This window comes from Actinoplanes sp. CA-030573, from assembly GCF_050951115.1.
Classification (GTDB): Bacteria; Actinomycetota; Actinomycetes; order Mycobacteriales; family Micromonosporaceae; genus Actinoplanes.
Genome location: NZ_CP192038.1, coordinates 9,344,526 through 9,359,925, shown reverse-complemented (window position 1 = coordinate 9,359,925; position 15,400 = coordinate 9,344,526). Strand labels below are relative to the sequence as shown.

Genomic DNA, 15,400 nt, shown 5'->3' with positions numbered 1-15,400 from the left:
GATGTCGTCCTTCCCGGACATCCGCCCTCGCCGCCTCCGTCGCACCCCGGCGATCCGGCGCCTGGTCGAGGAGAACCGGCTCGCGCCGGCCGAGCTCGTGCTGCCCCTCTTCCTGAAGGAGGGGCTGGCCGAGCCGCGGCCGATCTCGTCGATGCCGGGGGTCGTCCAGCACACCCGGGAGTCGCTGCGCAAGGCGGCGCACGAGGCGGTCTCGGCCGGGGTCGGCGGGCTGATGCTCTACGGCGTGCCCACCGACGATCACAAGGACGCGACCGGGTCGTACGGCCTCGACCCGGCGGGCATCCTCAACGTCGGCATCCGGGACCTGGTCGCCGAGGTGGGCGACTCGACGGTCATCATGAGCGACCTGTGCCTCGACGAGTTCACCTCGCACGGGCACTGCGGCGTGCTGGCCGCGGACGGCTCCGTCGACAATGACGCGACATTGGCCATTTATGCCGAGATGGCGGTCGCGCAGGCGTCCGCCGGCGCCCACATGCTGGGTGCCTCCGGGATGATGGACGGCCAGGTCGGGGCCGCCCGCCGCGCCCTGGACAAAGCGGGCTTCCAGGACACGTCGATCCTGGCCTACGCGGCCAAGTACGCGGGCGCCTTCTACGGCCCGTTCCGCGCCGCCGTCGAGTCGTCGCTGCAGGGCGACCGCCGGCAGTACCAGCAGGACCCGCCCAACCTGCGCGAGGCCCTGCGCGAGGTCGACCTGGACGTAGCCGAGGGCGCCGACATCGTCATGGTCAAGCCGGCCCTGCCTTACCTCGACGTGATCGCCGCCGTCCGCGACCGGGTCACGATCCCGGTCGCCGCCTACCAGGTCTCCGGCGAGTACGCGATGGTCGAGGCCGCCGCGGCCAACGGCTGGATCGACCGTGACCGAGCCATCACCGAGTCCCTCACAGCGATCAAACGAGCCGGCGCGCAGATCATCCTGACCTACTGGGCCACCGAGGTGGCCCAGCGCCTGCGCTACTGACGCCGGCCGGCGCCCGGCGACGGCCACCGTTACGGTCCGCGTCCCGCGACCGCCACCGTCACGGTCCGCGTCCCGCGACCGTCACCGTCACCGTCACCGTCCGGCGACGGCCACCGTCAGCAGGGCGAGCGCGGCGCCGAGGACGACGCACGCCAGGACGCCGGCAGCGAGGCTGCGCAGCACTGCGGCCACCGGCGCGACCGCCTTCGCCAGCAGCCAGAACGCGAGCAGCACGGCGAGCGTGGCCACCAGCAGCAGGCCGTTCGGTGCTTCGGGGGAGAGTGCGTAGCTGAGCATCGGTTGCCACCTGCTTTCTCGGGGACCGTCGGATTACGACCGGTGCGGAGTCGTCCGCGACGTGGTTGTCGCGGACGTACCGTGTCGGGACGATGACGATGCGAGTGGATCCGGAAACATCCGGGTACTGGACATGAAATGTCATCGTGTTCGAATGCGGGTGGGATCTGGACGGATCTGGCCGATTCTGGACGCGGGCCGGGAGCGCTGAACGGCGCGGGTCTGACAACGCGGGGTGGGCGTGGTCATCGAAGCTGGGGGATCGGGAACGGCCGGTCCGGACCCACGTCGAGTTCGTGACCTGCCGTCGATGACCCGGGAGCTGGCTCTGCTCGCCGCACGCGCGGCCCGTGGTTCCGGGCGCCGGCACGTCTCGCAGGCCGAGCTGACCCGGCGCCTCAACCTGCCGAGCACGAGCAAATCCACAATCAACAGCTATCTGAGCGGCAAAAGCCTGGCTCCAGCTGACACACTCGACGCCATTGTCATTGCCCTCGGCGCCTCGGCCGAGGAGCAGCGGTGGTGGGGCGAGGCGTGGGAGCGGGTGCATATGCAGAGGTTGGACGAGAGGCGCGGTGCCCGGCCGGCGACGACGTCGGCCGGCCCCGACGGAGTGTTCGCCGAGTTGCACGCACGCCTCCAGCGGACCAGCAGGCGCACCGGCGACGTCCTCGCGATCACCGCGCACAACATGGACACGCTGCTGCGGGTGCCGAAGATCGTTGCGGACGACGAGATCGAGATCGCCCGGCCGATGCGTGCGCCCGGCGGCTCGGGTGCCAACACCGTCGCCGGGCTGGGGCGGCTTGGCGTGCGGGTGAGCGTCGTCGGCGCCGTCGGCGAAGACGAGCAAGGCCGTGAGCTCCGAAGCGCGTTGGTGGCGGACGGCGTCGGCGTGGAGCATCTGTTGAACATCGACGACCCGGAGCTGGGCAGCGGCAGCGCGTACGTGCTGACCGAGCATGCCGGAGCACGCAGCATCTATCCGCACGCCGGGGTGAACAACCGCCTCGCCGCCGTGGTGAAGGACCGCGGACTGTTCCGGGAGCTCATGTCCGCCGTCGCCGGGCATCGCATTCTGCATCTCTCGTCGTTCGTCGGCGCCGACGAGAGGAACCTGCAGGAGCGGCTCGTGGCCGAGCTGGACGACGACACAGTCCTGTCGTTCACGCCCGGTTCCCTGTATTCGAAGCTCGGAGGTGACCGCATAGCGTCGATCCTCGGCCGGGCCAACCTGCTGTTCATGTACGAGCAACAGCTCGACTCGCTGCTCCGGCGCACCAACCTGGGAACGGCCGCCGTCAGCACCCGCATGGAGGATCAGATGCGATCCCTCTTCGCGTGGCGTGCCGCGTCGGCCAGCAAGCAGCCGCTGATCCTCGTCGTCAAGCGGCCGGCCGAGCTCGTGGCCGGTTCCCGGCGCGACTACGTCGTCATGGGCTACGGCTGGACGAGCATGCAGGGGTTCGCTCAGCCCGACGGCGAGTTGTCACACCACGACATCCTCGACGCCACCGGGGCCGGCGACGCGTTGGCCGCCGGCATGCTGTTCGGCCTTCTCCGCGGGGCGCCGCCGGGAGAGGCGGCCAACTTCGCGTACGTCATGGCGCTCTCCGCCTCCAGCGCTGTGGGCGCCCGCCCTGGCCTGCCCGACTCGTCGACGGTGGCGGACCGCTGGCGTCAGCATCTGCCCGCCTCGCCGCTGCCGGGGTGGCTGAGCCCGGTCGCGTGACCGGGCCCGCTACTCGACCGGCTCGAGCAGCTGGACCAGCTGGGCCACGTCGACGCCGTACTCGTACCAGTCCCGGTCGGGTTGGTAGCCCAGCTCGGCGTTGACCTTGAGCATCGACTCGTTGTTGTGGGCGTTCCAGGTCTGGACCTCGCGGGTGCCGGGCTCGGCCGCGCGCAGCTCGAAGAGCATGCGCGACTTGATCGCCCGGTCGATGCCGTAGCCGCGGTGGGAGCGGACGACGATCGTGTCGTACTGGTCGGCGCGCTCCGGGTGCTGGGCGGGCACGACCACCTCGGTGAGGCCGGCCACGACCCCGGTGGCGTCGTGGATGGCGAGCACGATGTAGGGCTTCAGGCCGCGCTTGTGCAGGGTCTCCAGGGAGTCACGCAGGCGCTGGGGATCGGACGAGCGCGGCGCGAGGTCGAGATCATCGTCGTCGTCCTGCGCTTCGAGCTTCGCCTGCGCGTACGCCTCGAGAAGCTTTTCGGGCGGTCCGCCGGGGTGGAACTCGACCCGATAGCCGGCCGCGATGCCGTCGGCCATCTCGGTGAGCGCGGGCCAGTCCACGGTGTCGAGGTTGAGCACGCTGCGGGTCTCGACGTACTCCCGCTCGAAGCCCAGCGATTCGTAGAACGGTATCGCCGGGGTGTCGCCGATCGCCTCGACACCGATCGACGAGAAACCCTCCAGGTAGGCGCGGCGGGCGGCCACCGCGACCAGCTGCCGGCCCAGCCCGCGACGGCGCAGCGACGGCTTGACCAGCACCTCGAGCACGCCGATGTCACCGAGCAGCAGGATGCTGACGTGGGCGAAGATCTCGCTCTCGCCCTCGGGGAGACGGTCGTCCTCGGCCACCCAGCTGATCCGGCGCTCGCCCGGCACGGTCTCCGCCAGATATTCCCTGACCTGGACGTCCTGCCACGGTGGATCGTCCGGGAGATCCGCGGCCAGGACCGCGTTCAACGTCTCCACGAGCGATCGGATCTCCCCTGCCGACGCTGACCGGGGATCCCACTCTCGCACCCTCACCCGTACAGCTTGCCGGTAAGCGGACCTTCAGGGAAGGTCCCCACACGTAAATGTGCGGGTGCCGTCACAGTCAGCGACTGCGTTGTCCGTAGTCATTGGCGGCTTCGAAAACCTTTTGAGCGTACGGCTGAACAGCGTTGTAGGAGAGGATCCCGTCCCACCACGACTCCGCCTTGGACATGTCGCGCCCGCCCTGACACAGGTAGACGGCCGCCGTCAGTGACGCATCGTCGATGTCGTTGGGGTCGGCCACGCCGTTGTTGTCCGCGTCCACCTTGTATTGCTGCCACGTGGACGGGATGAACTGCAGCGGCCCGACCGCCCGGTCATAGGTGGTGTCGCCGTCGATGGTGCCCTGGTCGGTGTCCCGGATCAGCTGGCGCCCGCCCTTGCCGTCCAGCGGCAGCCCGTAGATCGGCGGTTGCACCGACCCGTCCGCCCCCAGCACCGCATGGTTGGCGCTGCCGTGGGCCGACTCGACCTTGCCGATCGCCGCGATCGTGGTCCAGCTCAAGTGACAGGACGGAATCGTCTTGGCGACGACCAGCTCGGCGTAGCCGTAGGCCTGCACGGCAACGACCGGGATGCCAACCTTGGTGCCGACCTGCTGCGCCCATCCGGCGAGCGCGTCGGCCGGCCGAGCGCCGTTCTGCGCGGGCTGGATCGGCGCGGTGGTGGCCGGGTTGGGCAGGCCGGAGGCGCCGACCGGCGCGGAGTCGGTGGGCAGACCGGCCGGGAGACTTCCCGCCGGCGCCGTCGCGGCCCCCGCGCCACCCGGGAACAGAGGCGTTGCGCTGGGCGTGGGTGCGGCTTCGAGAGCTTGCGGTACGAGGTAAGCCCCCGCCGCCACCGCGGCTCCCAGCAGAAGGAGCGCCACGATTCCCGGTAGCACGAGCCGGCCGCTGGGTCGCTTGGCCCAGTCCGAGGTGCTACGCCCCGCCTGCCGAACCACCCGAACCGGATTGGCCCGCCGAAGCGGCGTCACCACCGTCGGCGCGGCCGCTGCGGTCGGTGAGGTTGCCCCTGCGGCGGGTGCTGTTGCGGTCGGTGCGGTTGCCCCTGCGGTGGGTGCCCCTGCCGTGGGTGCCCCTGCCGTGGGTGCCCCTGCCTTGGGTGCCCCTGCGGTCGGTGCCGCTGCCCCTGCCGTCGGGGCGGCTGCTGTCGGTGTGGCCGCGTCTGCCGCCGGTCCGGCTGGCGCTGGGGCCGGTGCTTCTGCCGCCGGTCCTGCTGCCGCTGCTGCCGGTGCTGTCGCTGTGGCCGCTTTGTCGCCGGCCACCAGGGTCTTGTCGCTGTCGGCGTCTCCGAGCTTCGAGGTCTCGGTCGGGCCGACCGTGTCCTTGCCCGCTTCGCCGGTTTTGGCGTCCGCGGTCGTGTTGGTCGCGGTCGTGTCTGTCCCGGCCGCGCTGGGTGTCTCCGTCGGCTTGTCAGCGGTCCCGACGGAAGCGCCGGGCCTGGCCGCGTCACTGGCGCCTGGGGCCGCACCCTTTGCCGCTACCCGGTGCTTGCCCGCCATGTCGGAATTGTCGCCGCTAACCGACACATCCGACGGGCGTTTGGCGTCGGCGTGCGTGGTTTGAGGGCTCGCCAGGTCCGGCGCGGCGCCCGAGCTGCCCAGTGGACCGCCCTGGTGCGGCGCGGCCGCGCGCAGCTCAGGTTGCCCTACCGGTGTCTCCCGCCCGTTCGCCACGGCCCCGACCATACCCGCACGAAGCCCGTAACAAGAGGCCGCGTAGAGGGCCGCGAAACGCATCCGAACAGGCGGGGTTGCCGGCTGCGTTTCTGTCGTACCGGGGGCCTAGTCTTTCCTCATGCCGCGTTACGAGTTCCGGTGCCGCGCCTGTGGCGACACGTTCGAGGTGAGCCGCCCGATGCGGGAGGCGTCCGCGCCCATGCCGTGTCCTCAGGGCCACGACGACACGGTCAAGCTGCTTTCCACGGTCGCCGTGACGGGCCGAGGCGGCGGTGCGGGTTCGGCTGCCGCTCCGAGGCCATCCGGCGGCGGCTGTTGCGGCGGCGCTTGCGGCTGCTGACTGCCCGGCGGCTGGTTGCCGGGCCGGGGAGGCTGGTCGCGGGGGCCGCTCGTGCGGGGCTGAGGGTGTGCGCTGCTCAGGGATGCGTGCGCGGCGCGGGCTGCGAAGGCTCGGAGGTGCGGGGCCCGAGGGCATGGGCCTGAGGCGTGGGCCTGAGGCGTGGGCCTGAGGCGTGGGCCTGAGGCGTGGGCCTGAGGCGTGGGCCTGAGGCGTGGGCCTGAGGCGTGGGCCTGAGGCGTGGGCCTGAGGCGTGGGGCTCAGGATCGGCTGGTGCGGGGTGCGCGGTGCTCAGGGGTGCGCGAGCGCGGGGTTCGAGGGCCTAGGTGAGCGGGCTCGTGGGGCGTGGGCTCAGGATCCGCTAGCGCGGGGTGCGCGGCGGTCAGGGGTGCGCGGGGTTCGAGGGCGCAAGTGAGCGGGGCCCGAGAGGTGTGGGCTCATGGTGCGCTAGCGCGGGGTGCGGGCTCACAAGGGCTGGCTCCGGAGGGCTGTGCGGCTTTGCGCGGCTTCAGATGCGGGCCTGATGGGCAACGCGCTCGGGTCGGCTGCGGCGGTGGGTGATCCCAATGGGTGGGTGGGGCTCCGTGCGGGCGGGCGGCGGGCGTTGCGCGTCGTATGTTCCTGTTCAGTAGGGGTGGTCCTGGGCGCTGGGCGTTCAATATGGTCCCGGCGGTCGATCTTCGGTGGGGTTGTGGCTACGCAGGGTTGTGACTGTGCGACGTGGAGAGAGGGCGCTCGCGCGACTCTTGCGGGTACGGCCGAACGGTCGGCCGGAAGTGGCCGACTGCGGCGTGTCTTGGCTCGATCCATTTCGTTACGTCACGCGTAGTGCATAGAGAACGTCGATGACCTACGGGGGAATGTCCTCCGTCCAGGGTCGGTCGTGGCGGGTAGATCGTTACCGTCCGTTTCTACGATGCACAGTTACGCTGTGATACGGCAGCATGAGACACGACTTCCTAGAAGGAGGCGGAGGTTCACCGTGTCGGGACGGACCGAGCTGCCGAGTGGGCTGGTGACCTTTATGTTCACCGACATCGAAGGCTCGACACGTTTGGCCCGAATGCTGGGTGATGACTACGGCCACGTCTTGGGTGCTCACAGAACGTTACTGCGTGATACGCTGAGTGATTTCGGCGGTGTTGAGCTTTTTACTGAGGGTGATTCTTTCTTCGTGGCGTTTCACGAAGCGGGCGCGGCCCTCGCAGCCTGTGTGGAGGCTCAACGGCGACTGTCCGCACACGAATGGCCGACCCCGGAAGCGATGCCCAAAGTCCGGATGGGCATGCACACGGGACCGGCCAAGCCGATCGGCGACGAGTACGCGAGCGTCGAGGTGCACCGGGCGGCGCGGGTGGCGGCGGCCGCGCACGGTGGTCAGATCCTCTGCTCGGGGGCGACCGTCTTCTCCGTACTCACCGCCGGGGTCTCCGTCCCTTTCGGTCCGCTCCCGGCGGCGCCGATCGCGCTGCCGGGACGGGGGAAAGCCGCCACCATCACGGTGGAGCGACCGCTCGACGACCCGGTCGCCACCTGTCTGGCCGGCGTGGACCTGCTCGACCTCGGCCCGCACCGGCTGCGCGGCTTCGACGACGACGAGCGCCTCTTCCAGGTGGTGGCGGCGGGTCTGGACCGTGACTTCCCGCGCCCGCGTACGCCGGGCGCCGCCCAGCACAATCTGCCCGCCCCGCTCACCTCCTTCGTCGGGCGCCGGGCCGAGGTGGCCGAGATCGCCGACCTGCTGACCCGGCACCGGATCGTGACCGTGGCCGGGCCGGGTGGGGCGGGGAAGACCCGGCTGGCCCTGGCCGTGGGGGAGCAGGTGCTCACCGCGTACCCGCAAGGAATTTGGAACGTCGATGCGGTGAGCGCGGCAACCGGCCTGGCCCCCGCCCTCGCCGCGGCCCTCGGTCTGCGCGCCGAGCCGGGCCGCCCGATGCTCGACACGCTGCTGGAGCACTGCCGTGACCGGCGGATGCTGGTGATCCTGCAGACCTGCGACGTCGCCCCTGCCGCCTGCGCCGGTCTGGTGCGACGGCTGCTGGCCGCCTGCCCGGGCGTGGATGTGCTGGTCACCGGGCGGGAACCGCTCGGGGTGCACGGCGAGGTGGTCTGGCGCATCCCGCCGCTGTCGCCGGCCGACGCGTTCACGCTGCTCACCGAGCGTTCGGAGGCGGCACGCGGCGGACGGCCCGGCCCGGTCGAGGAGAGCACGGACCTGGCGCGGGTGGCGGCGCGGCTGGACGGTTCCCCGCTCGCGATCGAGCTCGCCGCCGCCCGGATGCGGCTGTTCTCGGCGGGGCAGCTCGCGGCGCGGCTGGACGATCCGATTGCGGCGCTCGATCCGGTCGACGCCGAGCCCGGGGAGCGGCACGACAGCATCACCGCCTGCCTCGACTGGTCTTATCGGACGCTCACGGTGCGCGCGGCCGGGCTGCTGCGGCGGCTGTCGGTCTTCGCCGGCCCGGTCGACCTGTCCACGGTCGAGTGGTGCGGGCCGGACGCGCTCGGGTCGCTGTCGGAGCTCACCGAGAAGTCCCTGATCGAGGTCGTTCCCGGGCCGCGTTACCGGATGTCGGAGCAGGTTCGGGCGTACGCGGCCCGGCAGCTCACCGCGGCCGGCGACGAGCGCTCGGCGCGGGACCGCCACGTCGCCTGGTCGATGCACACGCTGGACGCGGTCACCGTGGACACCGACGGCCAGCCGCGTACCGTCTCGCTCACCGGCCTCGCGCCGTTCGTGGGCGAGTGGCGGGCCGCGCTGCGTTGGGCCGCCTCCGAGGGCGCCGTCAGCGCCGGGCTGCGCCTAGCCGTCGCGCTCGACCCGTGGTGGCGTGAGCACGGCGGCGCCCGGGAGGCTCGTGACCTGCTGTTCCGGCTGTACCGGCGGCTCGACGAGGCCGAGGTTGCCCCGGCCGACCTGGCCCGCGCCTACCTCACCCACGCCGGGCTCGCCGACGACGCCGACGAGCGGATCCGCTTCCTCGACCGGGCCGAGCGGATCGCGCGCGCCACCGAGGACCAGGACCTGCTGATCCGGGCGCTGGGCGGGCACCGGCACACGCTGCTGGACCAGCGGCACTACGACGAGGCCGAGCAGTTCTGCCGCGAGGTGATCGTGCTGGCCGAGCGCTCCGGGGCGGCGGGCGCGGCGTTGCCGGCCGTGGTGACGCTGGCCGAGCTGCTGTGGCGTCGGGACGCGATCGACGAGGCGGCCGAGCTGCTCGGCGGCGCCCGTCAGCTGGAGGCCGGCCGCTCCGAGGACCGTGGGCGGCGGACCGTCGACTGGCTGCTCGGCATGGTGGCGCTGCGCCGCGGTGACCTGGTCGCCGCCCACGACCACCTGGTGGTGGCGCTGCGGTCGCGGCTGCGGCACGGCTTCGGCGGCGAGGCGGCCGACGCGGTGGCGGCGATCGCGGTGCGCTGCGCGCTCGGCGGGGACGCGGTGATGGCGGCCGTGCTCTTCGGCGGGGCGGAGGCGGCCCGCGGCGCCCGGCGTACCGAGATGTTCGGACGCTTCTGGTCGGCGCAGCAGGTCGCTCTCCGCACCTCCCTCGGCGACGCGGCCTTCGATGTCGCGTACGCCGATGGCTGGGGTCTCGGTTTTGATCGGATCGTGGCGATGGCCCTGGCGGTCGAGCACCCCGACCTCGAGGACGGCGCCGCTCGGTTCGCTACTTCTTCATCAGGGCTGACGCTCGATTGATGTCGGCCTGCTTCACCGCGGCGAGCGAGCCGAAGTTGTGCACGGCCTCGTAGTACGTCCAGGCCAGGCTGTAGCAGGCCGGGCGGACCACGGCGCTGTACGTGGCGCAGACCCGCTTGAGATCGGCGTAGAACATGCTGTCGACCCGGTCCTTGTTGGCCGGGAACTGACCGATGGCCTTGTAGTTCCGGTAGCCGAAGTCGTGGTGCCAGCAGGACAGGTCGAAGCGGAAGCCGAGGGGATTGTCGGGACTGGCCGAGCAGTAGTCGGTGGACCAGTCGAAGTTGTAGGACTGCCAGGGCGCGCGGTCGAGGCGGGCCGCGTTCCAGGCGTTGGTGCTGGCCGCGGTGGGCTGGGTCCAACCGGCGAGGACGGTCGCCTTGTCGGTGGTGGCCGCGGCGGCCGCGCTCGCGGGGACGAGTACGGCCAGGGTGAGGACCAGAACGAGGAGGATGCGTCGGGTCATGAGGCAGTTTCAGCTTTCCCGCCCGTACGCATATAGGTTTGTCGATTGACTTTGCGGCTCGCGCGTGAAGCTACCGGCGGGTATTCCTTAACGATCGTTTATGTGATGTCCTGGAGGGCGGGTCTGTGGCAGGCCGCTATGGTGTGCGTGTGCGGGACGAGAAATGATCCATCTGCCCCTGGTCCGCCAGGGACCTCTGCGCGCGCTCGCCATCCGGGTCGGGCTGGCCGTCGCGCTGGTCCTGTTCACGGTCGCCGTGATCTATGCCGACCGGACCGGCTACCGCGACGTCAACGGTGATGGCCTCACCCTGCTCGACTGCTTCTACTACGCGGTCGTGTCGCTCTCCACGACCGGCTACGGCGACATCACCCCGGTGACCCCCGAGGCTCGGTTGGTGAACGTCCTGGTGATCACCCCGGCGCGGGTGCTCTTCCTGATCATCCTGGTCGGCACCACCCTCGAGGTGCTCACCGACCAGTACCGCAACAGCCTGCGGGTCGGCCGGTGGAGGCGAAAGTTGAAGGACCACGTCATCGTCTGCGGGTACGGCACCAAGGGCCGGGCCGCGGTCGCCGCGCTCATGGAGAACGGCTACGAGAAGTCACGCATCGTCGTCGTCGAGAACCGCGAGGCGGGCATCCGGCAGGCCACCGCGAACGGGCTGACGGCGATCGAGGGCAACGCGACCCGCTCGTCAGTGCTCAACGAGGCGGACGTCAAGAACTGCAAGGCCGTCATCATCGCGACGGACAGTGACGAGGCGTCGGTGCTGATCACTTTGACCGTACGTCAACTGACCGCCGGCCAGGTCCGCATCATCGCCGCCGTCCGGGAGCAGGAGAACGCCGCGCTCCTGAAGCAGAGCGGCGCCCACCACGTGATCGTCTCGTCGGCGACCGCGGGGCGGCTGCTCGGCCTCACCACGACGGCGCCGCCGCTGATCGATGTGGTGGAGGACCTGCTGACGCCCGGGCAGGGGATGGCGCTGGCCATGCGGAGCGCGGAGCGCAGCGAGGTCGGTCAGAATCCGCGCGAGCTGTCCACGCTGGTGGTGGCCCTGATCCGGCGCGGCAAGGTGCTGCCGCTGGGCGGGGAGCAGGCGATGACCATCGAGACCGGCGACATGCTGGTCTACATCCGGGCCGAGGACAGCGCGGTCGGCGTCAGCGTCTGATCCGACTACGACCGCTTGATCGCTACGCCGGCGAACTCCGACACCTTGTCGGATATTCCGGAATTGTCGGGCCGCCAAGCCGTGCACGTGACGACGCCGGGCTCCAGCAGCTCGAGGCCGTCGAAGAACGCCGCGATCTCGTCACGCGTGCGGGCCTTGATCGGCGCGGCGCCGCTCTCGTTCCACTGGCGCATCGACTCCCGTACGGCCGGCCCGTTGACCTCCTCGGTCGGATGCGAGACGACCAGGTGACTGCCGGGCGCCATGGCCTCGACCAGGCGGGCGACGATCGCGTCGGCCTCGGCGTCGTCCACGATGAAGTTCAGGATCCCGGACAGGATGACCGCCACCGGTTCGGCGAAGTCGAGGGTCGCGGCGGCGCCGTCGAGGATCGCGGTGGTGTCGCGGATGTCGGCGTCGATGTAGTCGGTGGCGCCCGCGGGCGTGCTCACCAGCAGGGCGCGGGCGTGCACGAGCACCATCGGGTCGTTGTCGACGTAGACGATCCGGCTGTCGGAGGCGACGCCCTGCGCGATCTCGTGGGTGTTGCCGGCGGTGGGCAGGCCGGTGCCGATGTCGAGGAACTGCCGGATGCCGGCGTCGGTGGCCAGATAGCGCACGGCGCGGCCGAGGAACTCGCGGTTGGCGCGGGCGGACTGGACGAGCTCGGGCATGAGCTTCAGCGCATACTCGGCCGCCTCCCGATCGGCGGCGAAGTTGTCCTTGCCGCCGAGCAGGTAGTTCCACAACCGTGCAGAGTGGGGCACGCCGGTGTCCAGCAGCGCGCGCAGATCTTTTTCGTCGGTCATCGCGGCGACCCCCGAAGTCGAAGAGGGGGTGAGCTTAGCGCGTTCCGTACCGCCGTGGGAGCGCGCATGCCATCGACGGTCCCTAGAGGATGGTCCAGGTGTCGGCCGCGTTCAGCAGCTCGTCGAGCATCTGGTCGGGCGTTCCCGCGGCCTTCGCCTTCGCGTCGGTCAGCTGCTTCTGCAGCAACTGGTCGTACGTGGGCCGCCGGACGTCGCGGAACACGCCGATCGGAGTGGTCGACAGGTCCGAGCCGGACAGGCGGGACAGGGCGAACGCGTACGCCGGATCGTCCACGGTGGCGTCGTGCACGACCGGGGACTCGCCGCCCAGCGAGCCCGAGTCGCGGACCGACAGGCCGAAGCCGCCGGCCGGGTGCACGACCGAGAACTGGTTCTCCGAGCCGAACGTGATCGGGCGGCCCTGCTCGAGGCGGATCAGGTGGTCGTCGCGGGTGGACGCGTCCTTGATCAGCTCGAAGGCGCCGTCGTTGAAGATGTTGCAGTTCTGGTAGATCTCGACGAACGCGCTGCCCTCGTGCTCGGCCGCCGCGCGCAGCACCGACTGCAGGTGCTTGTTGTCGGAGTCGATCGTGCGGGCCACGAAGGTGGCCTCGGCACCGAGCGCCAGCGACAGCGGGTTGAACGGCGAGTCGGCCGAGCCGGCCGGCGTCGACTTCGTGATCTTGCCGATCTCCGAGGTCGGCGAGTACTGACCCTTGGTGAGGCCGTAGATCCGGTTGTTGAACAGCAGGATCTTCAGGTTCACGTTGCGGCGCAGCGCGTGGATCAGGTGGTTGCCGCCGATCGAGAGCGCGTCGCCGTCGCCGGTCACGACCCAGACCGAGAGGTCGGGGCGGGACGACGAGAGACCGGTGGCGATGGCCGGCGCACGACCGTGGATGGAGTGCATCCCGTACGTGTTCATGTAGTACGGGAACCGCGAGGAGCACCCGATGCCGGAGATGAAGACGATCTTCTCCCGCGGGATGCCGAGCTCGGGCATGAACCGCTGCATGGCCGCGAGGATCGAGTAGTCACCGCAGCCGGGGCACCAGCGGACCTCCTGGTCGGACTTGAAGTCCTTGGCGGTGAGCTTCAACTCAACGGTGGGGCTAGCCATTCTTGACCACGTCCTCGAGCATGCTTTCCAGCGTCGCGGCGGTGAAGGGCAGGCCGCTGATCTGGTTGAACGGAACGACGTCGACCAGGTACTTGGCCCGGATCACATGGGCCAGCTGCCCCAGGTTCATCTCCGGGACGACCACCTTGTCGTACGCCTTGAGCACCTCACCGAGATTGCCCGGCAGCGGAGCGAGGTGCCGCAGGTGAGCCTGGGCGATCGGCAGGCCACGCTGGCGCAGGGCCCGGCAGGCGGCGCCGATCGGGCCGTAGGTCGACCCCCACCCGAGCACCAGCACCCGGGCGTTCTCGTCGGCGTCCTCGACCTCGACGTCGGGCACCTCGATCGCCTCGATGCGGGCCGCGCGCGTACGCACCATGAACTCGTGGTTGGCCGGGTCGTACGAGATGTCGCCGGTCTTGTCGGCCTTCTCGAGGCCGCCGATGCGGTGCTCGAGCCCCGGCGTGCCCGGGATCGCCCACGGCCGGGCCATCGTCGACGGGTCGCGCAGGTAGGGCAGGAACCGGCCGTCCTCGCCGTTCGGCGCGCTCGCGAACTGCACCGACAAGTCGGGCAGCTCCTCCGACGAGGGCAGCAGCCAGGGCTCGGAGCCGTTGGCCACGTAGTTGTCGGAGAGCAGGATGACCGGCGTGCGGTAGGTCAGCGCGATGCGGGCCGCCTCGATCGCGGCGTGGAAGCAGTCCGACGGCGACTTCGGCGCGATCACCGCGAGCGGCGCCTCGCCGTGTCGCCCGTACAGGGCCATGTTGAGGTCGGCCTGCTCGGTCTTGGTCGGCATGCCGGTCGACGGGCCGGCGCGCTGCACGTCGACGATCACCAGCGGCAGCTCGAGCGCGATGGCCAGCGAGATCGTCTCGCCCTTGAGCGCGACGCCGGGACCACTCGTCGTCGTGACTCCGAGCGAGCCGCCGTACGACGCTCCCAGCGCCGCGCCGATCGCCGCGATCTCGTCCTCGGCCTGCATGGTCGTGATGCCGAACTTCTTGTGCTTCGACAGCTCGTGCAGGATGTCGGAGGCCGGCGTGATCGGGTAGGCGCCGAGGAAGACCGGCAGCTTGGCCCGGACCCCGGCCGCGACCAGGCCGAGCGCGAGCGCCTGGTTGCCGGTGATGTTCCGGTACGTGCCCGGGCGCATCTTCGCCGGCTTGACCTCGTAGCGGACCGAGAAGTCCTCGGTCGTCTCGCCGAAGTTCCAGCCGGCCTGGAAGGCGGCCTTGTTGGCGGCGACCAGGTCGGGGCGCTTGGCGAACTTGCGCTCGAGGAACCGCAGCGTCGACTCGAACGGGCGCGAGTACATCCAGCTCAGCAGCCCGAGGGCGAACATGTTCTTGGCCCGCTCGGCGTCCTTCTTCGAGACGCCGTGCTCGCTCAGCGCGCCGACCGTCATCGAGGTCAGCGCGACCGGGTGCACCGCGAACTCGTCGAGCGAGCCGTCCTCGAGTGGGCTGGTCACATATCCGACCTTCGCCAGGTTTCGCTTGGTGAACTCGTCGGTGTTCACGATGATGTCGGCGCCCGACGGCAGGTCGGCGAGGTTGGCCTTGAGCGCGGCCGGGTTCATCGCGACCAGCACGTTCGGCGCGTCGCCGGGCGTGAGGATGTCGTAGTCGGCGAAGTGCACCTGGAAGCTCGACACGCCCGGCAGCGTGCCCGCTGGTGCGCGGATCTCGGCCGGGAAGTTGGGCAGCGTGGAGATGTCGTTACCGAGCTGAGCAGTCTCGGATGTGAACCGGTCACCGGTCAGCTGCATGCCGTCGCCCGAGTCGCCCGCGAACCGGATGACCACCCGGTCCAGCTGCTCGACTCGCTTTGCTCCAGCGGTCACGGTCTCAACCTCCAACAGGCGCCGGCTTTCGGGTTACGCACGTCGATGGGCCGGCCCGCAATAGTCAGTTCCAGCCTACGTCGGCGGTCCTTACCACCGGCCGAAGGCCGTTGACCACAGTACTTAGGCAATGCTTGCTCGATCCACCCGAGTCCACCATGCGGCGGGTCATCCGCCTCACTTCGGTGAACTAAGCTGCCTGA

At 70.3% G+C, this 15,400-nt stretch carries 11 protein-coding genes and 1 pseudogene; 5 read left to right on the top strand and 7 right to left on the bottom strand.

Features of this window, described 5'->3' with window-relative positions; genetic code table 11:
- Position 1: 1 nt before the first annotated feature.
- Positions 2 to 988: a porphobilinogen synthase gene (gene hemB, locus ACQP2F_RS43355; protein ID WP_433298399.1), complete on the top strand. Its 987-nt coding sequence runs from the start codon at positions 2 to 4 to the stop codon at positions 986 to 988.
- A gap of 93 nt (positions 989 to 1,081) precedes the next feature.
- Here hemB and ACQP2F_RS43350 read toward each other — a convergent pair whose 3' ends face one another.
- Entirely contained in the window at positions 1,082 to 1,285 is a 204-nt protein-coding gene (locus tag ACQP2F_RS43350) for a hypothetical protein (RefSeq protein ID WP_433298397.1), read from the bottom strand.
- Between the two features lie 310 nt (positions 1,286 to 1,595).
- Here ACQP2F_RS43350 and ACQP2F_RS43345 point away from each other — a divergent pair, with 310 nt between their 5' ends.
- Positions 1,596 to 3,017: a PfkB family carbohydrate kinase gene (locus ACQP2F_RS43345; RefSeq protein WP_433298395.1), complete on the top strand. Its 1,422-nt coding sequence runs from the start codon at positions 1,596 to 1,598 to the stop codon at positions 3,015 to 3,017.
- Between the two features lie 9 nt (positions 3,018 to 3,026).
- Here the strand turns inward: ACQP2F_RS43345 and ACQP2F_RS43340 are convergent, their stop codons facing one another.
- Both ACQP2F_RS43340 and ACQP2F_RS43335 read right to left on the bottom strand, forming a co-directional pair.
- A complete protein-coding gene (locus ACQP2F_RS43340) occupies positions 3,027 to 4,046 on the bottom strand; it encodes a GNAT family N-acetyltransferase (RefSeq protein WP_433298393.1) in 1,020 nt (339 codons plus the stop codon).
- A gap of 70 nt (positions 4,047 to 4,116) precedes the next feature.
- Positions 4,117 to 5,326: pseudogene (locus ACQP2F_RS43335) on the bottom strand (lytic transglycosylase domain-containing protein); the annotation flags it as partial.
- Between the two features lie 528 nt (positions 5,327 to 5,854).
- On the opposite strand from ACQP2F_RS43335, the gene ACQP2F_RS43330 reads away from it, so the two are divergent.
- Positions 5,855 to 6,076, top strand: coding sequence for an FmdB family zinc ribbon protein (locus tag ACQP2F_RS43330; RefSeq protein WP_433298391.1), 222 nt, complete (start codon positions 5,855 to 5,857; stop codon positions 6,074 to 6,076).
- A gap of 979 nt (positions 6,077 to 7,055) precedes the next feature.
- On the top strand, positions 7,056 to 9,779 hold the full coding sequence (locus ACQP2F_RS43325) for an adenylate/guanylate cyclase domain-containing protein (protein ID WP_433298389.1): 2,724 nt from the start codon (positions 7,056 to 7,058) through the stop codon (positions 9,777 to 9,779).
- Here ACQP2F_RS43325 and ACQP2F_RS43320 read toward each other — a convergent pair.
- Positions 9,748 to 10,245: a phospholipase gene (locus tag ACQP2F_RS43320; protein ID WP_433298387.1), complete on the bottom strand. Its 498-nt coding sequence runs from the start codon at positions 10,243 to 10,245 to the stop codon at positions 9,748 to 9,750. The two genes, ACQP2F_RS43325 and ACQP2F_RS43320, sit on opposite strands and share 32 nt — an antisense overlap.
- A 163-nt stretch (positions 10,246 to 10,408) precedes the next feature.
- Here ACQP2F_RS43320 and ACQP2F_RS43315 point away from each other — a divergent pair, with 163 nt between their 5' ends.
- The gene (locus ACQP2F_RS43315; RefSeq protein ID WP_433298385.1) at positions 10,409 to 11,422 is read left to right on the top strand and encodes a potassium channel family protein; all 1,014 of its coding nucleotides are present in this window, start codon (positions 10,409 to 10,411) and stop codon (positions 11,420 to 11,422) included.
- Positions 11,423 to 11,427: 5 nt separating this feature from the next.
- Here the strand turns inward: ACQP2F_RS43315 and ACQP2F_RS43310 are convergent, their stop codons facing one another.
- The 3 genes from ACQP2F_RS43310 to ACQP2F_RS43300 all read right to left on the bottom strand — a co-directional run bounded on the left by ACQP2F_RS43310 (position 11,428) and on the right by ACQP2F_RS43300 (position 15,122).
- Entirely contained in the window at positions 11,428 to 12,231 is an 804-nt protein-coding gene (locus tag ACQP2F_RS43310; RefSeq protein ID WP_433298383.1) for an SAM-dependent methyltransferase, read from the bottom strand.
- An 82-nt stretch (positions 12,232 to 12,313) separates the two neighbouring features.
- Positions 12,314 to 13,351, bottom strand: coding sequence for a 2-oxoacid:ferredoxin oxidoreductase subunit beta (locus ACQP2F_RS43305; protein ID WP_433298381.1), 1,038 nt, complete (start codon positions 13,349 to 13,351; stop codon positions 12,314 to 12,316).
- A complete protein-coding gene (locus ACQP2F_RS43300; protein ID WP_433307857.1) occupies positions 13,344 to 15,122 on the bottom strand; it encodes a 2-oxoacid:acceptor oxidoreductase subunit alpha in 1,779 nt (592 codons plus the stop codon). Before ACQP2F_RS43300 ends, ACQP2F_RS43305 begins: the two co-directional genes overlap by 8 nt.
- Positions 15,123 to 15,400 lie beyond the last annotated feature (278 nt).